General features: G+C 67.0%; 27 protein-coding genes. 11 read left to right on the plus strand and 16 right to left on the minus strand.

Annotated elements, in window-relative coordinates:
- Positions 1–133 precede the first annotated feature (133 nt).
- The 7 genes from H7A76_RS25360 to H7A76_RS25390 form a co-directional block, all read right to left on the minus strand.
- Positions 134–1,201, minus strand: a complete 1,068-nt coding sequence (locus H7A76_RS25360; RefSeq protein ID WP_185701044.1) for an arginine N-succinyltransferase — start codon at positions 1,199–1,201, stop codon at positions 134–136.
- Between the two features lie 43 nt (positions 1,202–1,244).
- On the minus strand, positions 1,245–2,261 hold the full coding sequence (locus tag H7A76_RS25365; protein WP_185701045.1) for an arginine N-succinyltransferase: 1,017 nt from the start codon (positions 2,259–2,261) through the stop codon (positions 1,245–1,247).
- Positions 2,262–2,430: 169 nt separating this feature from the next.
- On the minus strand, positions 2,431–3,780 hold the full coding sequence (locus tag H7A76_RS25370) for an APC family permease (RefSeq protein ID WP_185701046.1): 1,350 nt from the start codon (positions 3,778–3,780) through the stop codon (positions 2,431–2,433).
- A gap of 180 nt (positions 3,781–3,960) precedes the next feature.
- On the minus strand, positions 3,961–4,713 hold the full coding sequence (locus tag H7A76_RS25375) for an N-formylglutamate amidohydrolase (RefSeq protein WP_185701047.1): 753 nt from the start codon (positions 4,711–4,713) through the stop codon (positions 3,961–3,963).
- Positions 4,697–6,052 carry a glutamine synthetase family protein gene (locus H7A76_RS25380; RefSeq protein ID WP_185701048.1) on the minus strand — a complete coding sequence of 452 codons (1,356 nt, stop codon included), beginning with the start codon at positions 6,050–6,052 and terminating at the stop codon, positions 4,697–4,699. Before H7A76_RS25380 ends, H7A76_RS25375 begins: the two co-directional genes overlap by 17 nt.
- On the minus strand, positions 6,049–6,693 hold the full coding sequence (locus H7A76_RS25385) for an isochorismatase family cysteine hydrolase (RefSeq protein ID WP_185701049.1): 645 nt from the start codon (positions 6,691–6,693) through the stop codon (positions 6,049–6,051). The genes H7A76_RS25380 and H7A76_RS25385 overlap by 4 nt, the downstream gene beginning before the upstream one ends.
- A 2-nt stretch (positions 6,694–6,695) precedes the next feature.
- Positions 6,696–7,550 carry a MurR/RpiR family transcriptional regulator gene (locus H7A76_RS25390; RefSeq protein WP_185701050.1) on the minus strand — a complete coding sequence of 285 codons (855 nt, stop codon included), beginning with the start codon at positions 7,548–7,550 and terminating at the stop codon, positions 6,696–6,698.
- A 294-nt stretch (positions 7,551–7,844) separates the two neighbouring features.
- Here H7A76_RS25390 and H7A76_RS25395 point away from each other — a divergent pair, with 294 nt between their 5' ends.
- Together H7A76_RS25395 and cobF are read left to right on the plus strand one after the other, a co-directional pair.
- Positions 7,845–8,408, plus strand: a complete 564-nt coding sequence (locus H7A76_RS25395; RefSeq protein ID WP_185701051.1) for a histidine phosphatase family protein — start codon at positions 7,845–7,847, stop codon at positions 8,406–8,408.
- Between the two features lie 77 nt (positions 8,409–8,485).
- A complete protein-coding gene (gene cobF / locus H7A76_RS25400) occupies positions 8,486–9,247 on the plus strand; it encodes a precorrin-6A synthase (deacetylating) (protein ID WP_185701052.1) in 762 nt (253 codons plus the stop codon).
- Positions 9,248–9,292: 45 nt separating this feature from the next.
- Here the strand turns inward: cobF and ftrA are convergent, their stop codons facing one another.
- Positions 9,293–10,279, minus strand: a complete 987-nt coding sequence (gene ftrA, locus H7A76_RS25405) for a transcriptional regulator FtrA (RefSeq protein ID WP_185701053.1) — start codon at positions 10,277–10,279, stop codon at positions 9,293–9,295.
- A gap of 101 nt (positions 10,280–10,380) precedes the next feature.
- On the opposite strand from ftrA, the gene H7A76_RS25410 reads away from it, so the two are divergent.
- From H7A76_RS25410 to H7A76_RS25430, 5 genes are all read left to right on the plus strand, one after another.
- Positions 10,381–10,815 (plus strand): rhodanese-like domain-containing protein, encoded by a 435-nt coding sequence (locus H7A76_RS25410; protein ID WP_185701054.1) that lies wholly within the window; start codon positions 10,381–10,383, stop codon positions 10,813–10,815.
- A 269-nt stretch (positions 10,816–11,084) separates the two neighbouring features.
- Positions 11,085–11,864 (plus strand): ABC transporter substrate-binding protein, encoded by a 780-nt coding sequence (locus tag H7A76_RS25415; protein ID WP_022643672.1) that lies wholly within the window; start codon positions 11,085–11,087, stop codon positions 11,862–11,864.
- Between the two features lie 103 nt (positions 11,865–11,967).
- The gene (locus H7A76_RS25420; RefSeq protein WP_185701055.1) at positions 11,968–13,080 is read left to right on the plus strand and encodes a succinylglutamate desuccinylase/aspartoacylase family protein; all 1,113 of its coding nucleotides are present in this window, start codon (positions 11,968–11,970) and stop codon (positions 13,078–13,080) included.
- A gap of 76 nt (positions 13,081–13,156) precedes the next feature.
- The gene (locus H7A76_RS25425; RefSeq protein WP_185701123.1) at positions 13,157–13,564 is read left to right on the plus strand and encodes a hypothetical protein; all 408 of its coding nucleotides are present in this window, start codon (positions 13,157–13,159) and stop codon (positions 13,562–13,564) included.
- A 114-nt stretch (positions 13,565–13,678) separates the two neighbouring features.
- On the plus strand, positions 13,679–14,395 hold the full coding sequence (locus H7A76_RS25430) for an alpha/beta hydrolase (RefSeq protein ID WP_185701056.1): 717 nt from the start codon (positions 13,679–13,681) through the stop codon (positions 14,393–14,395).
- A gap of 7 nt (positions 14,396–14,402) precedes the next feature.
- On the opposite strand, the gene H7A76_RS25435 is transcribed toward H7A76_RS25430, so the two are convergent.
- Both H7A76_RS25435 and H7A76_RS25440 read right to left on the minus strand, forming a co-directional pair.
- Positions 14,403–14,981, minus strand: a complete 579-nt coding sequence (locus H7A76_RS25435; RefSeq protein WP_185701057.1) for a hypothetical protein — start codon at positions 14,979–14,981, stop codon at positions 14,403–14,405.
- A 180-nt stretch (positions 14,982–15,161) separates the two neighbouring features.
- The gene (locus tag H7A76_RS25440) at positions 15,162–15,623 is read right to left on the minus strand and encodes a thiol-disulfide oxidoreductase DCC family protein (protein ID WP_312026270.1); all 462 of its coding nucleotides are present in this window, start codon (positions 15,621–15,623) and stop codon (positions 15,162–15,164) included.
- A gap of 148 nt (positions 15,624–15,771) precedes the next feature.
- On the opposite strand from H7A76_RS25440, the gene H7A76_RS25445 reads away from it, so the two are divergent.
- Positions 15,772–17,085: an Nramp family divalent metal transporter gene (locus H7A76_RS25445; RefSeq protein ID WP_185701059.1), complete on the plus strand. Its 1,314-nt coding sequence runs from the start codon at positions 15,772–15,774 to the stop codon at positions 17,083–17,085.
- A gap of 91 nt (positions 17,086–17,176) precedes the next feature.
- On the opposite strand, the gene H7A76_RS25450 is transcribed toward H7A76_RS25445, so the two are convergent.
- Positions 17,177–18,109: a LysR family transcriptional regulator gene (locus tag H7A76_RS25450; protein ID WP_185701060.1), complete on the minus strand. Its 933-nt coding sequence runs from the start codon at positions 18,107–18,109 to the stop codon at positions 17,177–17,179.
- Positions 18,110–18,221: 112 nt separating this feature from the next.
- Between H7A76_RS25450 and H7A76_RS25455 the strand changes: the two genes are divergently transcribed.
- Together H7A76_RS25455 and H7A76_RS25460 are read left to right on the plus strand one after the other, a co-directional pair.
- On the plus strand, positions 18,222–18,725 hold the full coding sequence (locus tag H7A76_RS25455; RefSeq protein ID WP_022643680.1) for a DMT family transporter: 504 nt from the start codon (positions 18,222–18,224) through the stop codon (positions 18,723–18,725).
- Positions 18,726–18,727: 2 nt separating this feature from the next.
- Positions 18,728–19,180: a DMT family transporter gene (locus H7A76_RS25460; protein ID WP_185701061.1), complete on the plus strand. Its 453-nt coding sequence runs from the start codon at positions 18,728–18,730 to the stop codon at positions 19,178–19,180.
- 31 nt (positions 19,181–19,211) lie between these two features.
- Here the strand turns inward: H7A76_RS25460 and H7A76_RS25465 are convergent, their stop codons facing one another.
- Genes H7A76_RS25465 through glcD form a run of 4 tightly spaced genes read right to left on the minus strand, consistent with a single transcriptional unit; the run spans position 19,212 to position 23,424 of the window.
- Positions 19,212–19,619, minus strand: a complete 408-nt coding sequence (locus tag H7A76_RS25465) for a heme-binding protein (RefSeq protein WP_185701062.1) — start codon at positions 19,617–19,619, stop codon at positions 19,212–19,214.
- A 17-nt stretch (positions 19,620–19,636) separates the two neighbouring features.
- On the minus strand, positions 19,637–20,857 hold the full coding sequence (gene glcF, locus H7A76_RS25470) for a glycolate oxidase subunit GlcF (protein WP_185701063.1): 1,221 nt from the start codon (positions 20,855–20,857) through the stop codon (positions 19,637–19,639).
- Between the two features lie 3 nt (positions 20,858–20,860).
- Complete coding sequence (glcE, locus tag H7A76_RS25475; RefSeq protein WP_185701064.1) at positions 20,861–21,925, minus strand: glycolate oxidase subunit GlcE; 1,065 nt, start codon at positions 21,923–21,925, stop codon at positions 20,861–20,863.
- Entirely contained in the window at positions 21,925–23,424 is a 1,500-nt protein-coding gene (glcD, locus tag H7A76_RS25480; RefSeq protein ID WP_185701065.1) for a glycolate oxidase subunit GlcD, read from the minus strand. The genes glcE and glcD overlap by 1 nt, the downstream gene beginning before the upstream one ends.
- 232 nt (positions 23,425–23,656) lie before the next feature.
- Between glcD and glcC the strand changes: the two genes are divergently transcribed.
- Positions 23,657–24,424: a transcriptional regulator GlcC gene (gene glcC, locus H7A76_RS25485; RefSeq protein WP_185701066.1), complete on the plus strand. Its 768-nt coding sequence runs from the start codon at positions 23,657–23,659 to the stop codon at positions 24,422–24,424.
- 25 nt (positions 24,425–24,449) lie between these two features.
- Here the strand turns inward: glcC and H7A76_RS25490 are convergent, their stop codons facing one another.
- Positions 24,450–24,677, minus strand: a complete 228-nt coding sequence (locus H7A76_RS25490) for a DUF6555 family protein (RefSeq protein WP_022643687.1) — start codon at positions 24,675–24,677, stop codon at positions 24,450–24,452.
- Positions 24,678–24,800: the final 123 nt, after the last annotated feature.

Consider the following 24,800-nt stretch of genomic DNA (forward strand, 5'->3'; position numbering starts at 1 on the left):
GTAGCCGCTGCTGAGCCTGCGAAGCTGCGCCAAGGCCCGCAGGGCCTTCAATTGTGGCGTTAGCAAGGTTGCGCCCGCTGCGCGGCCGTGCGCAGCGGGCGGCAGCGGCTACACCCAGCGGGTTTGCCCGGCGTTACCAGGCGGTGGCGGGGGCGGTGCGTACCTGGGCCTGGCCACCGGCATCGGCGGGGCAGGCCAGCAATGGCACCGCACGCACCGAGTCACCGGGTTGCAGTTGCAGGCGCTTGGTGGCCTGGCGGTCCACCAGCAAGCAGCCGGCCACCAGGCGCCCGGGCGCGGCGGTGATGCGGCAGCTCTCCAGGCGCCGGTTGTGGATCAGCCACATCGGCGCCTGCTCGTCCGGGTTGCCCACCAGCAACGGCAGGACCTGGCTTTCACGCACGCTGCGGATCTTCGCCACTTCGGCCTCGATCAGCGGGCCACCGTCGAACACATCGATGCAGCCCTGGTGGCTGAAACCTTCATCGCGCAGGATGCCCACCGCCTGCTCGGTACTGGCGTGAGCCTGGCCAATGGCCGCCTGGGCCTGGGGGCTGAGCAGGCAGGTATAGAGCGGTTGGCGCGGCATCAGCTCGGCGATGGATGACTTGCCGCCATGGCTGGACAGGCGATTGGCCTGCTGGAAATCCATCTTGAAAAAATGCCGCCCCAAGCTGTCCCAGAACGGCGAGCAGCCCTGGTTGTCGACCTGGCCGCGCAACTCCGCCACCAGCTTCTCGCCGAACAGCGCCGGGTACTCGGCGACGAACAGCAAACGCGCCGTGGACAGCAGGCGCCCGGTATAGCCCTGGCGCAGGTCGTGGCGCAGGAACAGCGAGCACAGCTGGGATTGCCCGGCCATGTCGTTGCTCAAGAACAGGGTCGGGATCTGTTTCTCGATACCCAGTCCCGGGGCGCTGCCACGGGTGACGCCGAGCCGGTAGTTGTAGCAGGGCTCGCGCAGGCCGATGGCACCGCTCAAGCCACAGATGCCGATCACCTGCTGCTCGTCATCTTCCAGCACGAACAGGTAGTCGGCGTCGGCGCGTTCCACCTGGCCGGCGAACGTGCGCTGGGCCCAGCGCACCCGCTGGTCCAGGCGCTCGGGGTCGGTGCTGAGGTTGTCCAGTTCCCGCTGGCTGCCACCCAGCAGGCGCAGCAGCGCGGGCAGGTCGGAGACGCGAATCGGGCGCACGATCATGCACGGGCTCCTGGCAACGGCACGGTTGCGAGTCGACAAGGGGTCATAGCGCAATGCTCCGCACGGCAGCGCCGGGCTCCAGTTGCAAGGCCTGGAACATCTCCTGGTCCAGGCCGATACGCTCCTCGGGAGCTTCGTCGAGCAGCGCGACGATGGCGCGGAAACCTTGCAGGCGGTCGTTGCTCAACAGCCATGGGCGGCCCCGGCCGCTCTGCACGGCGAAGTAGCTGGTGGCGATCCGGCTCTGGATGATCGAGCGCAGTTCGTTGGTGCGCGCTTGCAGGGTCGGCCCGGCATCGAACAGGTCGACGTACTGGGTCGGGGCGAAACCTTCGTCCACCAGGATGTCGCAGGCTTCCCGGGCGTCGGGATGGATGCGGCCGATGCAGTCCTGGGCCGCCTGCGCCAGCATCGGGATGTAGATCGGGTACTGGGGCATCAGCTCGACCAGGAACCCGCGCCCCTGCAGGGCGCACAGGCGTTCGGCCTCGATATAGGGCAAGTCGAAGAAATGCTGGCCCACCGCTTCCCAGAACGGCGATTGGCCCTTGCCGTCGCTGTAGCCGACGATTTCGCTGATGCAGCTGTCGGCGAAACGCTGGGGGTGGGCGGCGATGAACAGCAAGCGGGCCCGGGAGGTCAGTTGCGCCAGGGGCGTGCCGGCCAGCGCAGTGTCGATGTGGAAGCTGCGCAGCAGGGTCTGTTCGCTCAGGTCGTGGCACAGCGACAGGGTAGGGACCCCGTGCTGGATGTCCAGCTCCCGCGAGCTGCTGATGAACGGGCGGTTGCGCAGGCTGTAGAACGGTTCGCTGAAACCGGCCGTGGCCAGGATGTCGGAGCAGCCATGCAGCTCGCCGGTGGCGGGGTCTTCGAGGACGAAGAAATAGTTCTCCGGTCCCTGGTCGGCCTCGGCCTTGGCGAAGGAGGCCAGGGAGTCGAGGATCTTTTCCCGCAGGCAGGTTTCGTCGTCCACCAGCGAGGTGATGCCCAGCAGGCGTCCGCGGGCCAGGCGCCGCAGTTGGGGCAGGTCGGATAACGCCACGGGGCGCAAGGCCAGCATGGATGCACTCCTGTATCAAGGGCCGCCGACCCAGGGCCGGGCGGCCAGACATCACTGTCGATTACCACGCATTGTCCCCGGCCGCGGCATCTTGCGGCCGGTTCCCGGACTGCTCTTGATGGCCGTGCCGGGACGACGCGTCACCCGGTGGGGCAACGCGCCGCGTTCACTATGGCTTGAGCGGATCCGGCAGGGCGGCACCATTGCCCAGCCGGTTGAGCACAAACAGGTATACCAATCCTGCGACCACCCAGATCGCGCCAAGTTTCTGCGCATCCACGCCCATGTTGTACATGATGGCGCAGACGATCACGAAACCGATCGACGGGCAGACCAGGTGGCGCAGCACCTGGCCGGACTTCTGCCGGCGCCAGTAGAAATTGATCACGGTGATGTGCAGCAGCATGAAGCCGCTCAGGGCGCCGAAGTTGACCAGCGAGGTGAGGGTGTCCACCGAGTCGATGAACAGGTAGCAGATCACCAGCGACAGCAGCGCCACCAGGTAGATGCTGATGTGCGGGGTGTTGTGCCTGGCATGGACCTTGGCCAGCACCTTGGGCAGCTTGCCGTCGCGGGCCATGCCGAACAGCAGGCGCGACACGGCGGCCTGCGAGGTGATGGCCACCGCCACGCCCCAGGCCAGTGCCGTGGCGACCCCGGTGAGGGTCGCCAGCCAGCTGCCGGCTGCCAGTTCGGCAATCTCGTAGAAGGCGGTGTCGGCGGACTTGAAGCCCATGCCCGCTGCCAGGTCGGTGGCGATCCAGGTCTGCGCCACGAAGATCGCGCCCATCACCACCAGGGTTATCAAGGCTGCCCGGCCGACGCTACGCCCGGGATCGCCCTTGACCTCTTCGGCCAGGGTCGAGATGGCGTCGAATCCCAGGAACGACAGCACGGCGATGGACACGCCCTGCATCAGCATGCCGAAGTGGAAATTGTCCGGGCTGTACAAGGGCGCCAGGGTCAGCTCGCCGTGGCCGGTGCCGCCGTGCAGGGCGTTCCAGGCATGGAACAGGAAGATCCCCAGGACCACCAGTTGCGCCAGCAGGAACAGGATGTTCATCCGCGCGGTGAAGGTGATGCCGCGCAGGTTGACGAAGGTGGCGCTGACCAGGAACGCCAGGATGAAGCCGACCTTGGGCACTTGCGGGTACAGGTGGTTGAGCGCCATGGCCGCGTAGACATAGAGCAGCGGCGGGATCAGCAGGTAGTCCAGGAGCATCAGCCAGCCGGCGAGGAAACCCACATGGGGGTTGAGCCCGCGTTGGGCATAGGAATAAACCGAGCCGGCGATGGGAAAGGCGCGGGCCATGGCGCCGTAGCTCAGGGCGGTGAAGACCATCGCCACCATGCCGATGATGTAGGCCAGGGGCACCATGCCCGGAGCCTCCTGGTTGACGTAGCCGTAGACCCCGAACGGGGCGATGGGGATCATGAAGATCATCCCGTAGACCACCAGGTCGCGCAGGTTCAGCCCGCGCTTGAGCTCCTGCTTGTAGCCGAATTCTTCAATCTCCATGAAGCACTTCTCCTTGTAGCCAATAGGGGCAAAGCCCGCGGCGTGCGTCGTCATTGACGCTTGGGCCGCGGGCCGGTGTTTGAACCTGGCAGGATCAAAGACACACCACGGCGGTTTTTCTGATGGTTATTGCAGTCCTGCGAACAGCGTTCTTGGATGAGCCTCGGTGCTCTTGAGGCACTACAGCAACGGCGCCAGGCAATCGCTCCAGTGCTGTACCGCCTGCGGGGTGCGCAGCAGGTCGTTGCGCACCTCGATCAACACCGACTCCAGGCCCCGGGCATCGCCGTGCACCGGTACCGTCATATCGCTCAACGGATCGATTTCATAAGGCTGGTTGCCGGCCACTTTCAGCGGCAGGGCCCACAAGCCTTCCAGGACCCGGGCGGCATAGGCGGTGGCGTTGCCATAGAGCACGCCGATTTCCAGGTCCCGCGGCTGGCCGTAGTACACCGGGGTGAAACTGTGGATGCCCACCACCCGCACTTCGCGGCCCTGGGCCAGGCGCCGGTCGATGATCCGCTGCAAGCGCTGGTGGAATGGCGTGAACAACTGCTGGCGCCGGTACTCGCGGGTCGCTTCGTCCAGGTGCTGGTTGCCCGGCACCTGGTAGATCTCGCTCTGCAACGGAATGCTGTCGGGGGCATGCCGTGGCCGGTTGAGGTCCACCAGCAAGCGCGAGTAGTTGGCCGCGATCAGGGTCGCGCCCAGGGCCTGGGACAGGCTCTGGGCCAGCTCCAGGGCGCCCGGGTCCCAGGCGATATGCTCGCGGGCCGCCACCGGGTCCAGCCCCAGGTCGTTCAGGGCTGGCGGAATGTAGGGGCTGGCGTGCTCGCACACCAGGATCAGCGGATGCTCGGAGTCTTCCCGGAACAGGCGATAGGCCGGCTCGGTATAGAGTCCCAGCTCGGCGGATTTAGTACAGGTGTCCATAGTGCTCACAGAGTTGGGCGGCGTTCAGGTGCTCGGTCAGTGACACTTCCTTTTGCTTGACGGCGAAATAGGTATCCAGCAGCGCCTGCGGCAGCAGTTGTCGCAACTCGCGGTTCTCGCGCAGGCAATCCAGGGCCTGGGGCAGGTTGCCGGGCAGTGGCACGATGCCGCTGGCCCGGCGCTGTTCGGCGCTCAGTTCATCGGGGACCTTGTCGGTCACCGCATTGAGCGCCAGTCGCTGCTCGATGCCCAGGCGGCCGGCCATCAGCACCACGGCCATGGCCAGGTGCGGCGAAGCGGTGGCATCCAGGGCGCGGAATTCCAGGTTGTATTGCGACGCTTCAGGCTTGCCACCGATGGTCACGGTGGGGCAGATGCGCAGCGAGGCTTCGCGGTTGCGCAGGCCCAGGCAGGCATAGGAGGCGCTCCAGTGATGGGGTTGCAGGCGCGCATAGGAAATCGGTGTTGGCGCGGTGAAGGCGCACAGCGCCGGCAGGTGCTTGAGCACTCCGGCGGCCCAGTGCTGGCCCAGGCGCGAAAGGTCGTCGCCGCTCACCGCTTGCGGATCGTAGAGCAGCGGGGTGCCGTCCAGGTCCTGCAGGCTCAGGTGCAGGTGCACGCCGTTGCACACCGCGTTCTCGGCGGTCTTGGGCGCGAAGCTGACCCGCTGCCCCAACTGCCGGGCGATCTCGCGGGTGATCTCGCGCACGTTCACCGCGCGGTCGGCGGCGGCCAGGCCCTGGGTCGGGCGGCAGGTGACCTCGTACTGGTGCTTGCCGTATTCGGGCAGGAACATTTCCGGCTCGACCCCGGCGGCGCGCAATGCCGCCAGCAACCAGCCGCCGAAGCTCGCGCCCTGGCGCTGGGCCTGCAGCGAGAACGCCAGGTGTTCGGCCTGCTCGTCACCGGTGTCGAGGTTGAACTCATGCTCGAACGCCGCGGTGACCTGGATGCCCAGGGCCTGGTAGGCCTCCAGCTCGTTGCGCAGCAGGGTGCGCGGGCACGCGGCCCAGGGCTGGCCATCGGTCTCGCGGATATCGGCGTGGACGAAGTCCAACGGCGGCGCCGAGGCATCGGGCCCGGCACCGACGCTGACCCGGCTGTCCAGGTCGGGAATCAACCGCAGGTCGCCATAGGCGCCCCAGGGATTGTCCTCGGCGATCAGGTCCTGGGGTGTCAGCGCGCTGTTGGCCGGCACCCAGCCACAACCGCCGAGCCGGTAGTGCTCCAGCTCGTCGCTGGGAAACGAGCGTCCGCGAGTGACGCCGATCAGGTCGGTGGTGACGATGCTGGTCATCGCCACCGGGCTCAGGGCCTCGATGTCCTGGCTCCGGCTCATCCGCGGATCTCCCGCAGGCGCCCGAGCACGGTGGCGGTGTCGGTGATCCAGCAGTAGCCCTTGATCGCATTGAGGCAGGCCTGGTGCCGGGCATCGCTGTAGGTGGCGCAGGCGTCTTCCACCAGGGTCACCAGGTAGCCGCGGTCGGCGGCATCGCGTACCGCCATGTCCACGCACTGGTCGGTGACGATCCCGGCGACGATCAGGTGGCGCGTCTCCAGGTTGCGCAGCACGTAGTCGATGTTGGTGGAGTTGAAGACGCCGGACGAGGTCTTGGGCAGCACGATCTCGTTTTCCACTGGCTCGAGCTCGGCGATGATCGCCGCTTGCGGGCTGCCCTTGGGCAGGTGCATGTCCGACAGCTTGTGGTCCAGGGAGCGATCACGGCCGTCGGCGGTGAGGCTCTCGATGATGGTGTGCAGCACGTTCTGCCGAGCCTCGCGCACCGCGGCCAGGAGCTTCTGCTGGTTGGGGATCACTTGCTCCCGGGCGCGCTTGAGGAACGCCTCGCCTTCGGGGCCTTGCAGGTGCGGGTCGAACTGCGGCTCGAGCCAGGCCCGTTGCATGTCCACCAGCAGCAGGGCGGTGTGGTCGACGACGAAGGGCAGGTCCCGTGGCGAGCGATGGGGCAGGCTGAACATCCTTATTTCTCCTCCAGCACATGAGTGGCGAATTCGGCCCGCAGGGCATCGATGCCCTCCAGGCGTTGATCCAGATGGGTACTGCGTGGGGTCATGCAGGCGATCAGCGCCTCGACCTGGGCCAGGGCCGGCACCAGGCTGTCGAAGGGCGACAGCGACTCCACCGGGGCACTGATGACCAGGTCCGCCAGTTCGCGCAGCGGCGATGCGTAGATATCGGTGAACAACACCACCCGGGCGTTGCGTGCCTTGACGGCATTGGCCACGCGCAGGGCCTGGGTCTGGTAGCGGCGGTAGTCGAACAGCAGCACCACGTCCTGGCGCTGCACGTCGAACAAGCGGTCCGGCAGTTGCGCGTTGTCTTCGAGAAAGAAGCAGCCCGGACGCATCAGGCGCAGGTGGTTGAGCAGGTACTGGGCGAGGAAGCTGCTGAAGCGTCCACCGAAGCAATGCACCGAGTGCCGGCTGTCCAGCAGCCAGTCCATGAGCACGCGGATGTCCTCGGGCTGGGTCAGCGCCTGGGTGTCCTGCAGGGCCCGCTGGCTGTCGGCCAGGTAGCGTCCCCAGGTGTCGCCCCGGGCTACCTGGGCCCTGGGGTGGAGCAGGGTGCTGGGCGAGCGCAGGCGGTCATCCATGTCACTGAGCAGGGCTTCCTGGAACTCGCCGTAACCGCTGAAACCGAGTTTCTTGACCAGGCGCACGATGGTCGGGTCGCTCACCCCGGCGTGCTCGGCCAGCCGCGACATGGGGCCCAGGCCGCTGCGCGGATAGTGGTCGAGCAGGGCTCGCACCACCTTGCGCTCGGAGGGCGTCAGGTCGAGGGCGGGATCGGTGATCAGGTCTCTGAGAGAAGGCATCGGGATGATTGACAGGCCGGGTGTAGTTTTTGTTTCAGAAAAAGCTGAAAGCGATATTTATGTAATGAACATTACATGTCCAGTGAATTTTCCAATAAGGGCGAAAGGCTCTGGGGCGGAGCTTGACCCGGCGTCCTGCTGTCATCCATGAGAACGCACCCTGGGTAACAGCCGGGTTCACTGGCGAGCGCCTCGCTGGACCCCGTAGCCGCCGCATCCACGGTGCTTCGGCTAAACCCGCGCGGGCGCCATGGGTGTAGGATGCCCGGTCGCCAATCCATCGGAGCGCTGCCCGTGCAGGCCACCCGTCTGACCCTGATCTGCCATGCCCGTACCCTCGCCCAGAAGCTGGCACGCTTGCCCCTGGACGAGCCGCTGGAGATGGACTGGCAGGCCCAGGCGGCCTCCCGCGCCGCCGAGCTCAAGCGCAGTACCCGGGTGCTGTGCGCTCCAGAGCTGCGGACCCGGCAGACCGCCGCGCTGTTCAGCCCCAATTATCAGGTTGAACCGGCCCTGGCCGACTGTGCCCTGGGTGACTGGCAGGGGCTGGCCCTCGATGCCCTGCAAGAGCAACAACCCCGGGCGCTTCAGGCCTGGCTGGCGGACCCGCACCAGGCCCCGCCGGGCGGCGAGTCGGTGGCCGACCTATGCCAGCGCGTGACCCGCTGGCTGGAGCGACTGGCGCAGCAGCCCGGGCACTGGCTGGCGGTGACCCATCCGTGGGTCATGCGTGCGGCCATGCTCGAGGCGCTCCAGGCGCCACTGCACAGCTTCAATCTGATCGATATCGAGCCCCTGGCGCGCCTGGACCTAAGCCACGCCGGGTGCTGGCGCCTGCGCCTGGACGGTCGTCCCTGAGGTCCGGCGCCGGCATTTCTCCCGGGGCCGAAGCGGCCCATACTGGCCCGCAGGCATAGCAGCGGGAGCATCCCTTCATGAAAACCGTCCTGGTCATCGGCATCGGCGCCGGCCACCCCGACTACATCACCATCCAGGCGATCAAGGCGCTGAACCGCTGCGACGTGGTGTTCCTGATGGACAAGGGGCCGAGCAAGGATTCGCTGATCGACCTGCGCCGCCAGTTGTGCGAGCGCTACCTCACCGAGCGCCCCTATCGTTTCGTCGAGGCACGGACCCCGGAGCGCGAGCGTGGCGAAGTGGATTACCCGGCCAGCGTCCAGGCCCTGAACCGCGACAAGCAACAGCTCTTCGAACGGCTGATCGACCAGGAGCTGGAGGAGGGCCAGACCGGGGCGTTCCTGGCCTGGGGCGATCCGGCGCTGTACGACAGCACCCTGCGTATCCTGCAACGGATCCTCGCCAGCGGCACGGCGTCGTTCGAGTACGAAGTGATCCCTGGCATCACCAGCGTCCAGGCCCTGGCGGCCCGCCACAAAGTGCCGCTGAACCGGATTGGCCGCTCCGTGGAAATCACCACCGGACGCCGCCTGGCAGCGGGGCAGGCCGGCTCCGCCGACAGCCTGGTGGTGATGCTCGATGCCGAGGATGCCTATCGGCAACTGCGCAACCAGGACCTGGACATCTACTGGGGCGCCTACCTGGGCACGGCGGCTGAAATCCTCATTGCCGGGCGTCTCGACGAGGTTGCCGACGAGATCCGCCGGGTCCGCCTCGAGGCCCGCCAGGCCCATGGCTGGATCATGGACACCTACCTGCTGCGCAAGCCCGAGGACTGACGCCCCGCCGGACCCGCGTCGACCCCTTCGCCGGCAAGCCGGCTCCTACGGGCGCGGTGGCGGGGCGCTTTCCCGGCCGCGGCCGAAGCGTTCGCGGTACACCGACGGCGGTACGCCCACCAGGCCGCGAAAGGCCACGCGAAAGCTCTCCACCGAGCGATAACCGCAGCGCAGGGCAATGGTTTCGGTATTCTCGCTGCTGCTTTCCAGCAGTTCCCTGGCCCGGGCCAGCCGTTCATGCTGCAGCCAGGCCTTGGGCGAGGCGCCAGTGGCGTCGTGGAAACGCCGCAGGAAGGTACGTTCGCTCATCAGCGCCTGGGCCGCCAGTTCGCTCACGCTCAACGGTTGATGCAGGCGCTCCCGGGCCCATTGCATGAGCCGCGAGAGGTCGCTGCGCGGGGTGCGGCTGACCGGCGCGGGAATGAACTGCGCCTGGCCGCCGGTGCGTTGCGGCGACATCACCAGGCGCCGGGCCACGCTGTTGGCCACCTGAGTGCCGAAGTCCCGGGCCACCAGGTGCAGGCAGGCATCGATACCGGCGGCGCTGCCGGCGGAAGTGATCAGTTGCCCGGCATCGACATAGAGCACATCCGGGTCCACACGGATATTCGGGAACCCCTCGGCCAGCTCGCGGGCATAGCGCCAGTGAGTGGTGGCGCTACAACCATCCAGCAGCCCGGTCGCCGCCAGAACGAATACCCCGGAACAGATCGACAGCAGCCGCGCGCCGCGTTGGTGGGCCTGGCGCAGCGCTTCCAGCAACCGCGGCGGCGGCGCCTGCTCGCGGCTGCGCCAGCCGGGAACGATGATGGTCCGCGCCTGCTCCAGCAGCTCCAGGCCACCGTCGGCCAGCACCTGGATCCCGCCCAGGGCACGCATCGGGCCGGGGTCCACGGCGGCGATGGTTTGCCGGTACCAGGGGAAATCGAACTCCGGCCGGGCCAGGCCGAAAATCTCCACGGCGATGCCGAACTCGAAGGTGCAAAGGCCGTCGTAGGCGAGAATCGCCACCAATCCAGGGTGATTGTGCATTTGGCGGAAAGTTACCAGTCGTTGTCTTGAGCGCCACTGTAGCCGTAGGGGCAGGGCGGATAAAGTCCTGCTCACCGCCACCCTGATACCTGGAGAGCCCCATGACCAGCCTGGTCCGCAGCACCGCCGCCGCCCCGTGCGCCCGTGCCCTGATGCATTTTTCCAACCGCCTGAGCTTTGAAACCGACTGCTCCGATGTCTATTCCAGCCAGCAGGCCGGTGCCGTGGATTTTGTCCTGGTGGACGTGCGCGGCCCCGACGCCTTTGCCCGGGGCCATGTGCCGGGGGCGATCAATATTCCCGTGCGCCTGCTCACCGCCGAGCACCTTGCACACTATCCGCGGGACAGCCTGTTCGTGGTGTATTGCGCAGGCCCGCACTGCAATGGCGCGAACAAAGCCGCGGTAAAGCTCGCGGCCCTGCAATACCCGGTCAAGGAAATGATCGGCGGTATCACCGGCTGGCTGGATGAAGGCTTTGCCCTGAGCGGCCAGGCGCCAGGCGCGCCAACCCCGACCTTGCCCTGTGCCTGTTGAAGGCCGCCGTCGCGGCGACACCCCTTGGCCGCCCAGGGCCTTCGAGCGCTAAAAATGCGCCGTCATGGGGCGAGTCTCGGCTTTGGCCGGGGCGGGTGCACCACGGCGCAGCGCAGGCAAAAGCGCCCGGCAGCGGGCGCATGTTTTTTATAAGTATTTGTCGCATGAACACAATTTGCATCCAGGGAGCCGCTCTAGACTGCTGGCCACTTCGATTGGCCCACGATCGAATGCTGCCAACAAGAAACCTCCGCCCCCTGGAGTTATAAATGAACAAGTTTGTGCTGTTCGGTGCCCTGGCACTGTCGCTGTTTTCCTTCACCGCTTCGGCCGACGAGGCCAAGCCGATCCGCATCGGTATCGAAGCCGGCTACCCGCCATTCTCGATGAAGACCCCCGACGGCAAGCTCGCCGGTTTCGACGTGGACCTGGGCAACGCCCTGTGCGAGCAGATGAAAGCCAAGTGCACCTGGGTCGAGCAGGAATTCGACGGCTTGATCCCGGCGCTGAAGGTGAAGAAGATCGACGCCATCCTGTCGTCCATGACCATCACCGACGATCGCAAGAAGAATGTCGACTTCACCATCAAGTACTACCACACCCCGGCTCGTTTCGTGATGAAGGCCGGCACCACCATCAAGGACCCGCTGACCGAGCTCAAGGGCAAGAAGGTCGGTGTACTGCGTGCCAGTACCCACGACCGCTTCGCCACCGAAGTGCTGGTGCCGGCCGGCATCGACCTGGTGCGCTACGGCTCGCAGCAGGAAGCCAACCTGGACATGGTGTCCGGTCGCGTCGACGCGCTGCTGGCCGACTCGGTCAACCTTGACGACGGTTTCCTGAAAACCGAGGCCGGCAAGGGTTTCGCCTTCGTTGGTCCCGAGTACAACGATCCGAAGTATTTCGGTGGCGGTGCCGGTATCGCCGTGCGCAAGGGTGACAAGGAGCTGGCGGAGAAATTCAATGCCGCCATCACCGAGATCCGCGCCAATGGCAAGTACAAAGAAGTGCAGGACAAGTACTTCACCTTCGATGTCTACGGCGAATAAGCCGCTGGCATGAAAAAAGGTGGCGACCGGCTCCCGGTCGCCACCTTTTTTATTTTTATGCACGCTGTTCTATCCTGCGCCACGCCTTTTTTCCGGAGCCTGCATGCAACGCATCGACCACGCCCTGCCTTGGGGCCACCTGGGCACTTCGCGCCAGCTCAGCGTATTTCGCTTCGGCAACGGCCCGCGCAAGGTCTACATCCAGGCCAGCCTGCACGCCGACGAACTGCCCGGCATGCGTACCGCCTGGGAGCTCAAGCAACGCCTGGCGCTACTGGAAGAACAGGGGCGCCTGCAATGCACGGTGGAACTGGTGCCGGTGGCCAATCCCATCGGCCTCGACCAGCAGGTGCAAGGCAACCACCTGGGGCGCTTCGAGCTGGGCAGCGGCAACAACTTCAACCGTGCCTTCGTCGAGCTCAGTGGCCCGGTCGGCGACCGGATCGGCAAGCTGTTGGCGGATGACGCGGCGGCCAACGTGGCCCTGATCCGCCGCACCATGCTCCAGGTGCTGGACGAGCTGCCGGCCCCGCTGTCGCAGCTCGAAGCCCTGCAGCGCTTGTTGTTGCGCCATGCCTGCGACGCCGATATCACACTCGACCTGCATTGCGATTTCGAGGCGGCGATCCACCTGTATGCCTTGCCCCAGCACTGGCCCCAATGGCGGTCCCTGGCGGCGCGGCTCAAGGCTGGCGTGGCGCTGCTGTGCGAGGATTCCGGGGGCAGTTCCTTCGATGAGTCCTGCTCCGCCCCCTGGCTGCGCCTGGCGCGGGATTTCCCGCGGGCGGCGATCCCCCTGGCCAACCTGGCCACTACCCTGGAGCTGGGCAGCATGGGCGACACCCGGGTCGAGCAGGCGCGCGCCAACGGCGAAGCCATCCTGGGCTTTCTCGCCGAACAGGGGCTGATCGACGGCGACTGGCCGGCGGCGCCGCAGGATTGCTGCGAGGGCATGTCGTTCGACGGCACCGAGTATCTGTTCGCGCCGCACCATGGCGTGGTCAGTTTCCTGCGTGAAGCCGGGGAGTGGGTCGAGCGCGGTGACGCTTTGTTCGAGGTGGTGGATCCGTTGAGCGACCGGGCCAGCGTCGTCCGGGCCGGCACCAGCGGCATACTGTTCGCCCTGGATCGTGGACGCTACACCCAGCCGGGGATCTGGCTGGCCAAGGTCGCCGGTCGCGAACCCATTCGCCAGGGCAAGCTGGTCAACGACTGATCCGGTGTCGCACACCGCGAACCGCCTGCTGCCGATCTTGCAGTGGGCCTTCCACTACCCGACCGGGGCTCAAGCCTTGTTTCGATTGTCCCTGTGCATCCGCTGGTTGTTCGCCCTGTGCCTGCTGGCGGCGACCTTCAATCATCTGCACGCTGCCTTCGCCCACGGCCTGCTCTGGGACTATGGCTACGGCAGCGATACGCCCCTGGTCAGCCGGGCCTTCTGGGGTTCGCTGACGCTATTGGACCCGCTGGCCGTGCTGCTGTTGTGGCGGCGCCCACGCTGGGGGCTGGCGCTGACCCTGGCGATCATTGTGCTGGACGTCCTGCACAACAGCCTTTATGTCGCCGCCCACGAACAGTGGCTGGCGAGTTTCTATCTGTCCCAGGTGGGGTTCCTGGTGCTGGTGCTGTTGCTCACGCCGCTGGCCTGGCGGGGGCTTGCCGGCACCGGGCAAGCGAGATGCCAGCGCTTGCCCGGTTGAACGGGCGCGGGCTGCCCAGGGAGGTCATCGTGGCGGGCTCTGGCGGCGGCTGCTCCAGCCAGGTCCGCAGTGCTAGGCTCTGGCCGTCGATTTTCCCCACTTAAGGAGCCATCCATGATCCGTTGCCTGGCGCTACTGGCCCTGTTGGCCGCGCCCTTTGTCCACGCCGATACCCTGCTGCACGACGACCTGCCGCTGCGCTACCTGGAACAGGCGCCGACAGAGACCCGCGACCAGCCGCTGGTGATCTTCCTGCACGGCTACGGCAGCAACGAGGCCGACCTGTTCGGGCTGCATGAACGCTTGCCGGCGACCTACACCTATCTCTCCGCCCGCGCGCCGCAGACCCTCGATGAGGACAGCTTCCAGTGGTTCCGGCGCCAGGGGCAAGGGCCTTATGACGGCGTCAGCGAAGACCTGGCCAGCAGTGCCGAGTTGATCGGCCGCTTCGTCCGTGCGGCGGCGGCCAAGTATCTCACCGAGCCTGGCAAGGTGGTGCTGGTGGGCTTCAGCCAGGGGGCGGCGATGGCCTATGAAGTGGGCTTGCGGCATCCGCAAGCGGTGCGCGGGATTGCCGCCTTGAGCGGGAAGATCCTGCCGCTGCTGGCCTCGCAGCTAAGGAGCGAGCCAGGGTTGCAGCGCCTGGGGATCTTCATCGGCCATGGCACCAGCGACCAGCGTTTGCCCTACAGCGACGGCGTGGAGGCCAACCGGCTATTGCGCGGGCTGGCCCTGGAGCCGCAGTTCCATGCCTATCCGGGGATGGGCCACAGCATCAGCGAAGTGGAGATCCAGGACCTGGATCGCTGGTTGCGCGCACTCGCCCCCTGAACCAGGGTCATTGGCCGAGGATCTGCTTCATCAATGCCGCATGCCCGGCTTTGTCGGCGGCCCGGGAGATCACCTGGATCACCGCCATGTGCGTACCGGAGCCGGCGATCAGGGTCGAGTTCAGGGTCAGGCCGCCGCCCTGGGTGGCGGTGCTGTCGATCTGGCGCACGCCGAGGCCCTTGAGGATGAGGCTTCTTTGCGCCTGCTTCTTGAAGTCCGGCAGGGCCTGGGACTGCTGGACCAGGAAGCCGGCGGTCGCGTCATCGAGAAAGGCGCTGTCGTTATCCTTGACCCGGGCCCCGTTGGGAATGCTGTTCTGCGCCGCGATCACCACGGTACGCGTGTCGTCGTTGGCGTACAGGGTACCGCTGGCGCCGCCGGTGCCCTTGGCTTCGTCGCCCCCCGGCAGGGCCGCGGCGCTGAAGCCCTTGGGCAGGCTGAAGGCCAGCTTGCCGTCGAGCAGCGTGACTTTTTCGCCCGAGGCCTGGCGAGCGGTGGATTTGCCGGCGGCCACGGCGTTCAACGCACCAAGGCCCGCCACGGCGGCGAACACCAGGACCAGGGCTTTTCTAGCTAGGGATGACATGCACGATCTCCGGGCATCTGGATGGAAGGCGCGCATCATCCCACGCCCGTGGCAGCCGGCTCCAGAGGGATTTCTTTCATTGGATCATCGACTCTGGCGGCTGCCAGGTCCTGCGACCCGTGCCGAGCCGCGCGCAGCCTGCGGCAGCGGCTACACCAAGCGAAGCACTGGCGTGGCAGGTCAAGGCGTGTCGTCGAGAAAGCGCCCACGGTGATCGGGGCTGGGCAGCAGGCAGACGTCGTAGCGGCCGAACCAGCGATAGCGGTGGCGGGCGATGTAGCTGTAGCCCCAGTCGCGCAGGGGCCGGGGAATCCACTGCAGCAGGCGCAGCCAGCGCCAGGGCGCGGGCAGTTGCGCCATCAGGCGGATGAAGGCTGTAGAGCGCAGGGACAGGCGCTGGCCTTCGATCAGCACCACGCTGTCGAACTGTTCGGTGGACAACCCGGCCCATGCCAGCAGGGCCTGGCCCTGGGGCGACTGCACCGAGGCCAGGCGGATCCGCCGTTCGGTGTCATGGGCAATGACGAAGCGCACCGAGGCGTTGCACAGCTTGCACACGCCATCGAACAGCAGCACTCGTTCGCCAGGCTGCAGGAAGGGCGGCAGGGTAGCGCCTGCCGAAGTCGTTGCGGTGTGGGCCACGGAGAAACCTTGCAAGGGTGGAACGGGGTCCGGCCCGGGCCGGAACCTGTGCAGCATACTCGCCTTGACCGATGAATTTCAGGCTTGGGCGGCCGCGGCTAAACCTCTAAGCTGGGCACCTGCTTCAAGTCGCCGTGGAGTCCCCCTTGTGAAATTCAGCCTGCCGAAAATCGCCACCGCTCCTTTCTGTCCGCCGGAGGTGGCCGGTTCCGTCACCGTCGACCCCCGCGCTTCGCTGTTCAAGCGCGTGCTGCGCTTCGCCGGCCCCGGGCTATTGGTGTCCATCGGCTACATGGACCCGGGCAACTGGGCCACGGCCATCGAGGCCGGTTCGCGCTATGGCTACAGCCTGCTGTTCGTGGTGTTGCTGGCGAGCCTGGCGGGCATGGTGGTGCAGTGCCTGTGTTCGCGCCTGGGCATCGCCACCGGGCGTGACCTGGCGCAGCTTTGCCGCGAGCGCTACAGCCCACGCTCGGCGCGGGTCCAGTGGCTGCTGGCGGAGGTCTCGATCATCGCCACCGACCTGGCCGAAGTGCTGGGCTGCGCCTTGGCTTTCCACCTCTTGCTGGGCGTCTCGTTGAGCACCGGGATCGTCATTACCGCCTTCGACACTTTGCTGGTGCTGGCCCTGCAGAACCGTGGCTTTCGCCGGTTGGAAGCGATCATGCTGGCGCTGGTGGCGACCATCGGCGTGTGCTTCTTCATCGAGTTGCTGCTGATCAAGCCTCACTGGCCAGACGTGGCCCGGGGCTTCACCCCGTCGCTGGCGGCCATCAGCGCTGCCGCGCCGCTGTACCTGGCGATCGGCATCCTCGGCGCCACGGTGATGCCGCACAACCTGTACCTGCATACCTCGGTGGTCCAGACCCGGCTGGTGGGCAAGGACCTTGCCAGCCGCAGCGATGCGATCCGCCTGGCGCGCATCGATACCATCGGCTCCCTGGCGCTGGCGCTGCTGGTGAACGCGGCGATCCTGATCCTTGCCGCCGCGGCCTTCCACAACACCGGGCACAGCGACGTGGTGGAGATCCAGGATGCCTACCACCTGCTCGACCCGCTGGTGGGCGGGGCCCTGGCCAGCGTGCTGTTCGGCGTGGCACTGCTGGCCTCCGGGCAGAGCTCGACCTTTACCGGGACCATCGCCGGCCAGGTGATCATGGAGGGTTACCTGAACCTGCGGATTCCCTGCTGGCAGCGCCGCCTGATCACCCGCGGCCTGGCGTTGATCCCGGCGTTCATCGGCGTCTGGCTGCTGGGCGACGGCGCCGTGGGCAAGCTGCTGGTGCTGAGCCAGGTGGTGCTCAGCCTGCAACTGCCATTCGCCTTGTATCCGTTGATCCGCATGACCAACGACCCACGCCTGATGGGCGTCTTCGTCAACCGCAGGCCGACCCGCTGGCTGGCCTGGAGCCTGTTCGCCGTGATCAGCGCTGCCAATGCCTGGCTCATAGCTAGCCTTTAGCGGCAAGCGGCAAGCCCCAAGCCAGAGCCAGAGCGCTCAAGCCAAGGCTGATCGCGTCCGGCTTTCAACTTGCCGCTTGCAGCTGATCGCGCTAGCGATCCCAATACGGTATTGGCCCGAACTTCTCGACGAAGAAGTCGATCACCGTGCGGACCTTCACCGACAAGCGCCGGCTGCCCGGCCACAGGGCGGCGATCTGTTGCGGTTCGAGGCTGGTGGCCACTTCGAAATCCTCGAACAGCGCCACCAGCCGGCCCTGGTGCAGGGCCTCGCCGATCAGCCAGGAAGGAAACATCACCAGCCCCAGGCCTTGTTCGGCGGCCTGGGTCAGGGTGTCGGCGTGGTTGCCGGTCAGCGGGCCCGTGACGCTGTAGGGCGTCCAGGATTCCTGGCCCTGGCGGAAGAACCAGCGCTGCTGGCCGCTTTCGCCCTTGTAGGCCAGGCATTGGTGCTGGTGCAGCTGGTCGGGATGCCGGGGGTGGTCGTGGCGGGCCAGGTAGCCCGGGCTGGCGGCGACCCGGTAGCGCTGGGGTGCCAGTAGCCGGGCCTGCATCGAGGAGTCTCCCAGCACGCCGATGCGAAACAGCAGGTCGGTGCCGTCCTGCAACGGGTCGATATAGCTGTCGGTCTGCTGGATATCCAGTTGCAGCTTGGGGTAGCGCCGGTGCAGTTCGCCCAGCCAGGGCGAGATATGCCGCTGGCCGAATACCACCGGTGCGTTGATCCGCACCAGTCCGGTCGGCTCGTCCTGCTGTTCTTGCAGGGCCTGCTCGGCTTCTTCCCATTGCGCCAGCACCCGCCGGGCATGGTGCCCCAACAGGCGCCCGGCCTCGGTGGGGCTGACCGCCCGGGTATGGCGATACAGCAACTGTTGGCCCAGGGCCTGTTCCATCAGCTGGATCTGCCGCGAAATGGAGGAGGGTGCCAGGCCTTCGCGTCGGGCCACGGCAGAGAAACTGCCCTGGTCGAGCACCGCGATGAACAGCCGCAGGGCCTTGAAACCCAGGTCGTTGAAGCCTTGCATGGGGAGTCCTTGCTGTGCGCTTTGCGCAAAGGTGTTGTCGGCATGCTCCCATTTATCGCAAAGCATGGGCAACCAATAATGCTCGCCATTCCATGAACCCAAGAGGTGCCCCATGTCTTGCGAAACCCTTGACCCGACGCTGCCACCGCCAGTGGCCCCCGCTGTATCCACTGCCGGCTGGCAACGCCTGGCCCTGCTGCCGCTGGTGATCCTGGCCGGCATGGGCCTGTCGGTGGAGGCCGGCTTGCTCGGCCCCCTGGGAGCCCAGGTCGGCCACCTGTGGGCGACCCTGAGCATCTTCGGCGTCGGCGCGGCGTTGCTGGCCTTGCTGTTGCTGTTCAGTGGCCCGCAGCCGGGGCCGGCCTTGAGCCAGTTGCCGCGCTGGCAGTTGCTGGGCGGAGTGCTGGGGCCGATCTACGTGGTGGTGCTGACCCTGGCCACGCCCCATATCGGCATTGCCATGACCATGATCGCGATTCTTTCCGGCCAGGTTGGCAAGAGCGTGCTGATCGACCACTTCGGCTGGTTCGGCAGTGCCCGTAAACCGGTCAACGCCGAGCGTTGGCTGGCCCTGGTGCTGATCGTCGGCGCCCTGATCCTGATTGCCCGAGGTTGAATATGAACCTGATTCTATTGCTGGTGGTCGTGGTGGCCGCCGGTGCAGTGCTCAGTGTGCAGGCGGCGATCAATGGCCGCCTGGGGCAGAGCGTGGGGGTACTGCGCAGCAGCCTGCTGACCTTCGCCGTCGGTGCCCTGGTCACCTCGCTGCTGATCGTGTTCTTCCAGCCGCCCCAGGCCATGGGCCTGTTGCAGGCGCCCAAGTGGCAGCTCAGCGGCGCGCTGTTCGGCGTGGTGTACATGCTGGTGATGGTCGGCGCGGTGCCTCGGGTCGGGACTGCCGTGGCGACGGTGGCGGTGATCCTCGGGCAGTTGGCCATGGGCATGTTGATCGACCACTTCGGCTGGTTCGGCAACCCGGCCATGGCGCTCTCCGGCAACCGCATCCTGGCGATGCTGTGCCTGGCCCTGGCCTTGTTGTTCATGTACCGCAGCAGCCTGCGCCGTCGCTGACGGCCCAGGAGCGTTCCACGCAGATGCGGGTTCAGGAGCCTTCCAGGCAGTTGGCGGCCACTTGCGCCACCTGGGCATCTTCGCCGGAGCGGACGCCGGACACGCCCACCGCGCCGACCACCTGGCCATCCACGCGAATCGGCACGCCGCCTTCCAGGGCGGTCAGCAGCGGCGCTGAGAGAAAGGCGCTGCGCCCGGCATTGACCATGTCTTCGTAGGCCTTGGACTCACGCCGGCCCAGGGCGGCGGTGCGGGCTTTCTCCAAGGCGATGTAGGCACTGATCGGCGCGCAGCCGTCCAGGCGCTCCAGGGCCAGGGGATGGCCGCCATCATCGACCACGGCGATGCTCACCGGCCACTGCTGGCGGTGGGCCTCGGTGCGGGCGGCGGCGAGGATGCGGCTGACGTCGTCTTGGCACAACACGGCTTTGTGGTGCATGGCAGGCTCCAGGGGGTTCAAGAATTGAGGGCGGCGTCCAGCAGTTCGATCCAGTGGCGTACCGGGGTGCGTCCGGCGCCATCCAGGTGGCTCTGGCAGCCGATATTGGCCGTAGCGATCACGTCCGGGCTGCCGCTTTCCAGGGCCCGCAGCTTGTCGTCGCGCAGTTGCCGGGCCAGGGCGGGCTGGGTCAGCGAATAGGTGCCGGCCGAGCCGCAGCACAGGTGGCCGTCGGGCACCGGAGTCAGGTTGAAACCCAGGCGTTGTAGCAGGCTTTCCACGGCGCCGCCCAGTTGCTGGGCATGTTGCAGGGTGCAGGGGCAATGGACGGCCAGGCGCTGCCCACTGCGTACTTGCAGCGCTGCCAGAGGTTCGGCCCGCACCACCTCCACCAGGTCCCGGGCCAGGGCGCTGACGTGCTGCGCCTTGGCGGCATAGACCGGGTCGTCGGCCAGCAGGTGCCCATAGTCCTTGACGAAGGCGCCGCAGCCGCTGGCGGTCTGGACGATGGCCTCGGCACCTTGTTGCAGGTGCGGCCACCAGGCGTCGATATTGTGCCGGGCCCGCTGGCGGCCGCGCTCCTGGGCATCCAGGTGGTAGTCCACGGCGCCGCAGCACGCGGCCTCGGCCACCGGTTGCACGCTGATGCCCAGCCGATCCAGGACCCGGCACGCGGCAGCGTTGGTATTGGGCGACAGCCCCGGCTGCACGCAGCCTTCGAGCAGCAGCACGCGCCGCGCGTGGACCCTGTCCGGGCGCACGCCGGCGGCGGGTACCTGGCGCGGCAGCTTGTCTTGCAGGGCCTGGGGCAGCAGCGGGCGCAGGCGGCTGCCCCCCAGCACCAGTGCCTTGAACAGCTGCGGGTTGCCCGCCAGGGCCCGCAAGCCCTGGCGCAGCAGACGCTGGCCGGCGGGCCGGGGCAGGGCGGCGTCCACCACCGCCCGGCCGATGTCCAGCAGGTTGTGGTACTCGACGCCCGATGGGCAGGTGGTCTCGCAGTTGCGACACGACAGGCAACGGTCCAGGTGCAGCTGCGCCTGGTGGGTGACTGCGGCGCCCTCCAGGACCTGCTTGATCAGGTAGATACGACCGCGCGGTCCGTCCAGCTCGTCGCCCTGGACCTGGTAGGTGGGGCAGGTGGCGTTGCAGAACCCGCAATGCACGCAGCTGCGCAGGATGCGTTCGGCTTCGGCAGCCCTTGGCAACTGCCGGGCTTCGGGGCTGAGGGTGGTCTGCATGGATCAGAGCTCCGGGTAGAGTCGGCCGGGGTTGAAGATGCCCTGGGGATCGAGCTGCGCCTTGAGGCGTTGGTGATAGTGCAGCAGGGTCGGTTCCAGGGGCTGGAACGGGCTGTCCAGCAGACCATGGCTGTAGCAACTGGCATGACCGCCGGCGGCGCTGGCCACGGCGCGGATGCGCGCGGCCGGAGCATCGGACTTGAGCCAGCGCTGGGCGCCGCCCCAGTCCAGCAATTGGGTGCCGGGCAACGCAAGTTCCGGGGTGTTGTGTGGCAGCGACAGGCGCCACAGCGGCGGGCCGGGGTCGAAGAACGGCAATTGCTGCTCGTTGAGCCGGTTCCAGTAGCGGTTGTCCAGGGGCTCGCCGCCGAGCCGATCGCGGGCCGCGGCCACCGAGCCTTCGCCGCCTTCCAGGCGCAGGTGCAGGCGGCTGCCATCGTGGCAGGCGGCGCTGATGGGCAATGGCTGCTGGCCCCATTGCGCGAGCCTGGCCAGGGCTTGCCCGGCAGGCAGTTCCAGGCTCAGGCTCAGGCAGTGGCGGGGCTTGGGCAGCACCTTCAGCGAGACTTCGGTCACCAGCGCCAGGCAGCCGTAGCTGCCGGCCATCAGCCGCGACAGGTCGTAGCCGGCGACGTTCTTCATCACCTCGCCACCAAAGCGCAGGTGTTGGCCGGTGCCGCTGATGATCCGGGTGCCGAGGACGAAGTCGCGCACCGCCCCGGCCCAGGGCCGGCGTGGCCCGGACAGGCCAGTGGCGAGCATGCCGCCGAGGGTGGCGCCGGCACCGAACGCCGGTGGCTCGCAGGGCAGCATCTGCCCGGCGGCCTCCAGTACTGCCTGCAATTCGCTAAGCGGCGTCCCGGCCCGGGCACTGATCACCAGTTCGGTGGGGTCGTAGCTGACGATGCCGCGATGGACCCGGGTATCGAGGATTTCGCCGGCGCTGTCGCGCCCCAGGAAGGCCTTGCTGTTGGAGCCCTGGATGCGCAGCGGGGTGGCGTTGTCCAGGGCGTCGCGCACCTGCTCCAGCAGGGCTTCGCTGGCATCGCAATCGGTGGGGGCGGCCATCAGAATCGCTCCAGTTCGGGGAAGGGCAACTGCCCATGGTGGACGTGCATGGCTCCGGCCTCGGCGCAGCGGTGCAGGGTCGGGATGTTCTTGCCGGGGTTGAGCAGGCCCAGGGGGTCGAAGGCGCGCTTGATACCGTGGAACAGGCTCAGCTCGTCGCCGCTGAACTGCACGCACATCTGGTTGATCTTCTCCCGGCCCACGCCGTGCTCGCCGGTGATGGTGCCGCCCACGGCCACGCACAGCTCGAGGATCTTGCCGCCCAGGGTTTCCGCCCGCTCAAGTTCCCCACTCTGGTTGGCATCGAACAGGATCAACGGGTGCATGTTGCCGTCGCCGGCATGGAACACGTTGGCCACCCGCAACTGGTGCTCGGCGGCCAGCCGGGCGATGCCGTGCAGCACGGCGGGCAGTTGGCGCCGGGGGATGGTGCCGTCCATGCAGTAGTAGTCCGGCGACAAGCGGCCCACCGCCGGGAAGGCATTCTTGCGCCCGGCCCAGAACCGCGCGCGCTCGGCCTCGTCCCGGGCCAGGCGCACTTCGCTGGCGCCGGCCTGTTGCAGCAGTTGGCGCACCCGCTCGCAGTCGTCGTGGACATCGGCCTCGACCCCATCCAGCTCGCACAGCAGCATGGCCTGGGCATCCACCGGGTAGCCGGCGTGGATGAAGTCTTCGGCGGCGCGGATCGCCAGGTTGTCCATCATCTCCAGGCCGCCGGGAATGATGCCCGCGGCGATGATCGCCGCCACCGCCTGGCCGGCGTTCTCCACCGAGTCGAAGGCCGCCAGCAACACCTTGGCGATCTGCGGTTTGGGCAGCAGCTTGACCGTGACTTCGGTGATCACCCCCAGCAGCCCCTCGGAACCGGTGAACAGCGCCAGCAGGTCGAAGCCCGGCGAGTCCAGGGCCTCGCTGCCCAGGGTCAGGGGTTGGCCCTCGACGGTGAGCATGCGCACCTGGAGCAGGTTGTGCACGGTCAGGCCGTATTTCAGGCAGTGCACGCCACCGGCGTTTTCCGCGACATTGCCACCGATGGAGCAGGCGATCTGCGACGACGGGTCGGGGGCGTAGTACAGCTCGTAGGGCGCCGCGGCCTGGGAGATCGCCAGGTTGCGCACCCCGGGTTGCAGGCGCGCGCAGCGCGCGGCAGGGTCGATCTCGAGGATCTCCTTGAACCGCGCCATCACTAGCAGCAGGCCCTTTTCCAGGGGCAGGGCGCCGCCGGACAGGCCGGTACCCGCGCCCCGGGCCACCACCGGTACCCGTTGCTGGTGGCAGATCTTGAGGATCTGCTGCACCTGCTCCAGGCGCCGGGGCAGGGCCACCAGCAGCGGGGTGCTGCGGTAGGCGCTCAGGCCGTCGCATTCGTAGGGCTTGAGTTGCTCCTGGCGGTCCAGCAGTTCCAGGTCCGGCAGCTGGCTGCGCAGGGCGTGGATCAAGGCTTGGCGGTCGACCTCGGGCAGGGCGCCGTCGAGGCGTTCATCGTAGAGAATCGTCATGGCGGGCGAATGACCTTGTGGCGTTGTTATCAGGTCGCGACTGCATCACGCATGCCTTGCATCATTGGCCCGGGGCGCCTTAGTGTCCATGTGCGCCGGCAGTGGTCGAACCACTTTGTTTTCCGGTACTTGCCCCGGGCTCCAGTAAAACTGATTGATTTCAGCAAGTTGCAGCCAAGCCAGGAAGTGGGCGCGAATCGACAAGGAACTGGTCATACCAGTGGGAGGCGAGATGCAGGACAAACCGGGACAGCCGCGCTTGCAGGTGGCCGATAGGGTCTGCGCACGGATCGAGCGCCTGATCGTCGACGGGGTATTCAAGACCGGCCAGCTGTTGCCCTCGGAGCGGCGCCTGACCGCCAAGCTCGGGGTCTCGCGCACGGCCCTGCGCGAGGGCCTGAAGCTGTTGCGGGCCCGGGGCATCATCGACACGGTGCAGGGCCGTGGCTCGCAGGTGGCGCAACTGTCGGCGCCGGCGGCGGACTCGCCACTGCTGCACCTGTTCAGCTCCCAGCCCCGCACTCTCTACGACTTGCTGGAGGTCCGTGGCCTGCTGGAGGGCGAGTCGGCGCGGCTGGCGGCCCTGCGTGGCACCGAGGCCGACTTCGTGCTCATCGGCCGTAGCTACCAGGCCCTGCTCGAGGCCCATGACCAGGACCTGGAGCCCGCCGACCTGGCGCGCCTGGACCATGCCTTCCACCTGGCCATCTGCGAGGCTTCGCACAACCCGGTGCTGGTGCAGACCCTGGGCTCGCTCAACGGCCTGTTGCTCAATTCGGTATTCGCTTCGGTCAACAACCTCTATCACCGGCCACTGCGCAAGCGCCAGATCGACCGCCAGCATGCGCGCTTGTACCACGCGGTCACTGGCCGCTTGCCGGAACAGGCGCGCAGGGCCGCACAGGCGCATATCCAGGGCATCGCGCAAAACCTGCAGGAGATCGAAGAAGAGGAGCAGCGCTTGGTGCGGGCCACGCTGCGCCTGCAAGGCTGGGATTGAGCCTCGGCGCTGGGGATGGCGCCGGCTAGACCGAAGGGCGCCAGGTGACGTTGTGGATACCGAACTTCTCCGCCGTGGGGCGGCTGGTCTTTTTCACTTGTTCGCGCCCGAAGCGGCCGATGCGGCCCACCCCGGCATCGCAGCTGGCCCAGTGCCAGGCCTCGGCGTTGTCCATCTTTTCCTGGCGGATGATGAAGGACTTGGGGGCACCGTGCAGGGTGTATTCGATGACGAAGAGTTTTGCGTTGTTCATAAAGCGTTCAATCCTCCCTGTGATGCAGCAGTGATCCCCCAGCGGCGGAAAAATTCACTCGGATTGACCCAGCGGCCTGGCGAGGCGTTGAAAAAACTCGGCAGGCCATCCAAACGGATGGAT

It is taken from the genome of Pseudomonas sp. MSSRFD41 (assembly GCF_014230245.1).
In the GTDB taxonomy this organism is placed as follows: domain Bacteria; phylum Pseudomonadota; class Gammaproteobacteria; order Pseudomonadales; family Pseudomonadaceae; genus Aquipseudomonas; species Aquipseudomonas piscis.

Bases quoted from the DNA above. Each gene is read 5' to 3' on its own strand.
- H7A76_RS25360 (WP_185701044.1), bottom strand. From the start codon at position 1,201: ATGATCGTGCGCCCGATTCGCGTCTCCGACCTGCCCGCGCTGCTGCGC.
- H7A76_RS25365 (WP_185701045.1), bottom strand. From the start codon at position 2,261: ATGCTGGCCTTGCGCCCCGTGGCGTTATCCGACCTGCCCCAACTGCGG.
- H7A76_RS25370 (WP_185701046.1), bottom strand. From the start codon at position 3,780: ATGGAGATTGAAGAATTCGGCTACAAGCAGGAGCTCAAGCGCGGGCTG.
- H7A76_RS25375 (WP_185701047.1), bottom strand. From the start codon at position 4,713: ATGGACACCTGTACTAAATCCGCCGAGCTGGGACTCTATACCGAGCCG.
- H7A76_RS25380 (WP_185701048.1), bottom strand. From the start codon at position 6,052: ATGAGCCGGAGCCAGGACATCGAGGCCCTGAGCCCGGTGGCGATGACC.
- H7A76_RS25385 (WP_185701049.1), bottom strand. From the start codon at position 6,693: ATGTTCAGCCTGCCCCATCGCTCGCCACGGGACCTGCCCTTCGTCGTC.
- H7A76_RS25390 (WP_185701050.1), bottom strand. From the start codon at position 7,550: ATGCCTTCTCTCAGAGACCTGATCACCGATCCCGCCCTCGACCTGACG.
- cobF (WP_185701052.1), top strand. From the start codon at position 8,486: ATGAAAACCGTCCTGGTCATCGGCATCGGCGCCGGCCACCCCGACTAC.
- ftrA (WP_185701053.1), bottom strand. From the start codon at position 10,279: ATGCACAATCACCCTGGATTGGTGGCGATTCTCGCCTACGACGGCCTT.
- H7A76_RS25410 (WP_185701054.1), top strand. From the start codon at position 10,381: ATGACCAGCCTGGTCCGCAGCACCGCCGCCGCCCCGTGCGCCCGTGCC.
- H7A76_RS25415 (WP_022643672.1), top strand. From the start codon at position 11,085: ATGAACAAGTTTGTGCTGTTCGGTGCCCTGGCACTGTCGCTGTTTTCC.
- H7A76_RS25420 (WP_185701055.1), top strand. From the start codon at position 11,968: ATGCAACGCATCGACCACGCCCTGCCTTGGGGCCACCTGGGCACTTCG.
- H7A76_RS25430 (WP_185701056.1), top strand. From the start codon at position 13,679: ATGATCCGTTGCCTGGCGCTACTGGCCCTGTTGGCCGCGCCCTTTGTC.
- H7A76_RS25435 (WP_185701057.1), bottom strand. From the start codon at position 14,981: ATGTCATCCCTAGCTAGAAAAGCCCTGGTCCTGGTGTTCGCCGCCGTG.
- H7A76_RS25450 (WP_185701060.1), bottom strand. From the start codon at position 18,109: ATGCAAGGCTTCAACGACCTGGGTTTCAAGGCCCTGCGGCTGTTCATC.
- H7A76_RS25455 (WP_022643680.1), top strand. From the start codon at position 18,222: ATGTCTTGCGAAACCCTTGACCCGACGCTGCCACCGCCAGTGGCCCCC.
- H7A76_RS25460 (WP_185701061.1), top strand. From the start codon at position 18,728: ATGAACCTGATTCTATTGCTGGTGGTCGTGGTGGCCGCCGGTGCAGTG.
- H7A76_RS25465 (WP_185701062.1), bottom strand. From the start codon at position 19,619: ATGCACCACAAAGCCGTGTTGTGCCAAGACGACGTCAGCCGCATCCTC.
- glcF (WP_185701063.1), bottom strand. From the start codon at position 20,857: ATGCAGACCACCCTCAGCCCCGAAGCCCGGCAGTTGCCAAGGGCTGCC.
- glcE (WP_185701064.1), bottom strand. From the start codon at position 21,925: ATGGCCGCCCCCACCGATTGCGATGCCAGCGAAGCCCTGCTGGAGCAG.
- glcD (WP_185701065.1), bottom strand. From the start codon at position 23,424: ATGACGATTCTCTACGATGAACGCCTCGACGGCGCCCTGCCCGAGGTC.
- glcC (WP_185701066.1), top strand. From the start codon at position 23,657: ATGCAGGACAAACCGGGACAGCCGCGCTTGCAGGTGGCCGATAGGGTC.
- H7A76_RS25490 (WP_022643687.1), bottom strand. From the start codon at position 24,677: ATGAACAACGCAAAACTCTTCGTCATCGAATACACCCTGCACGGTGCC.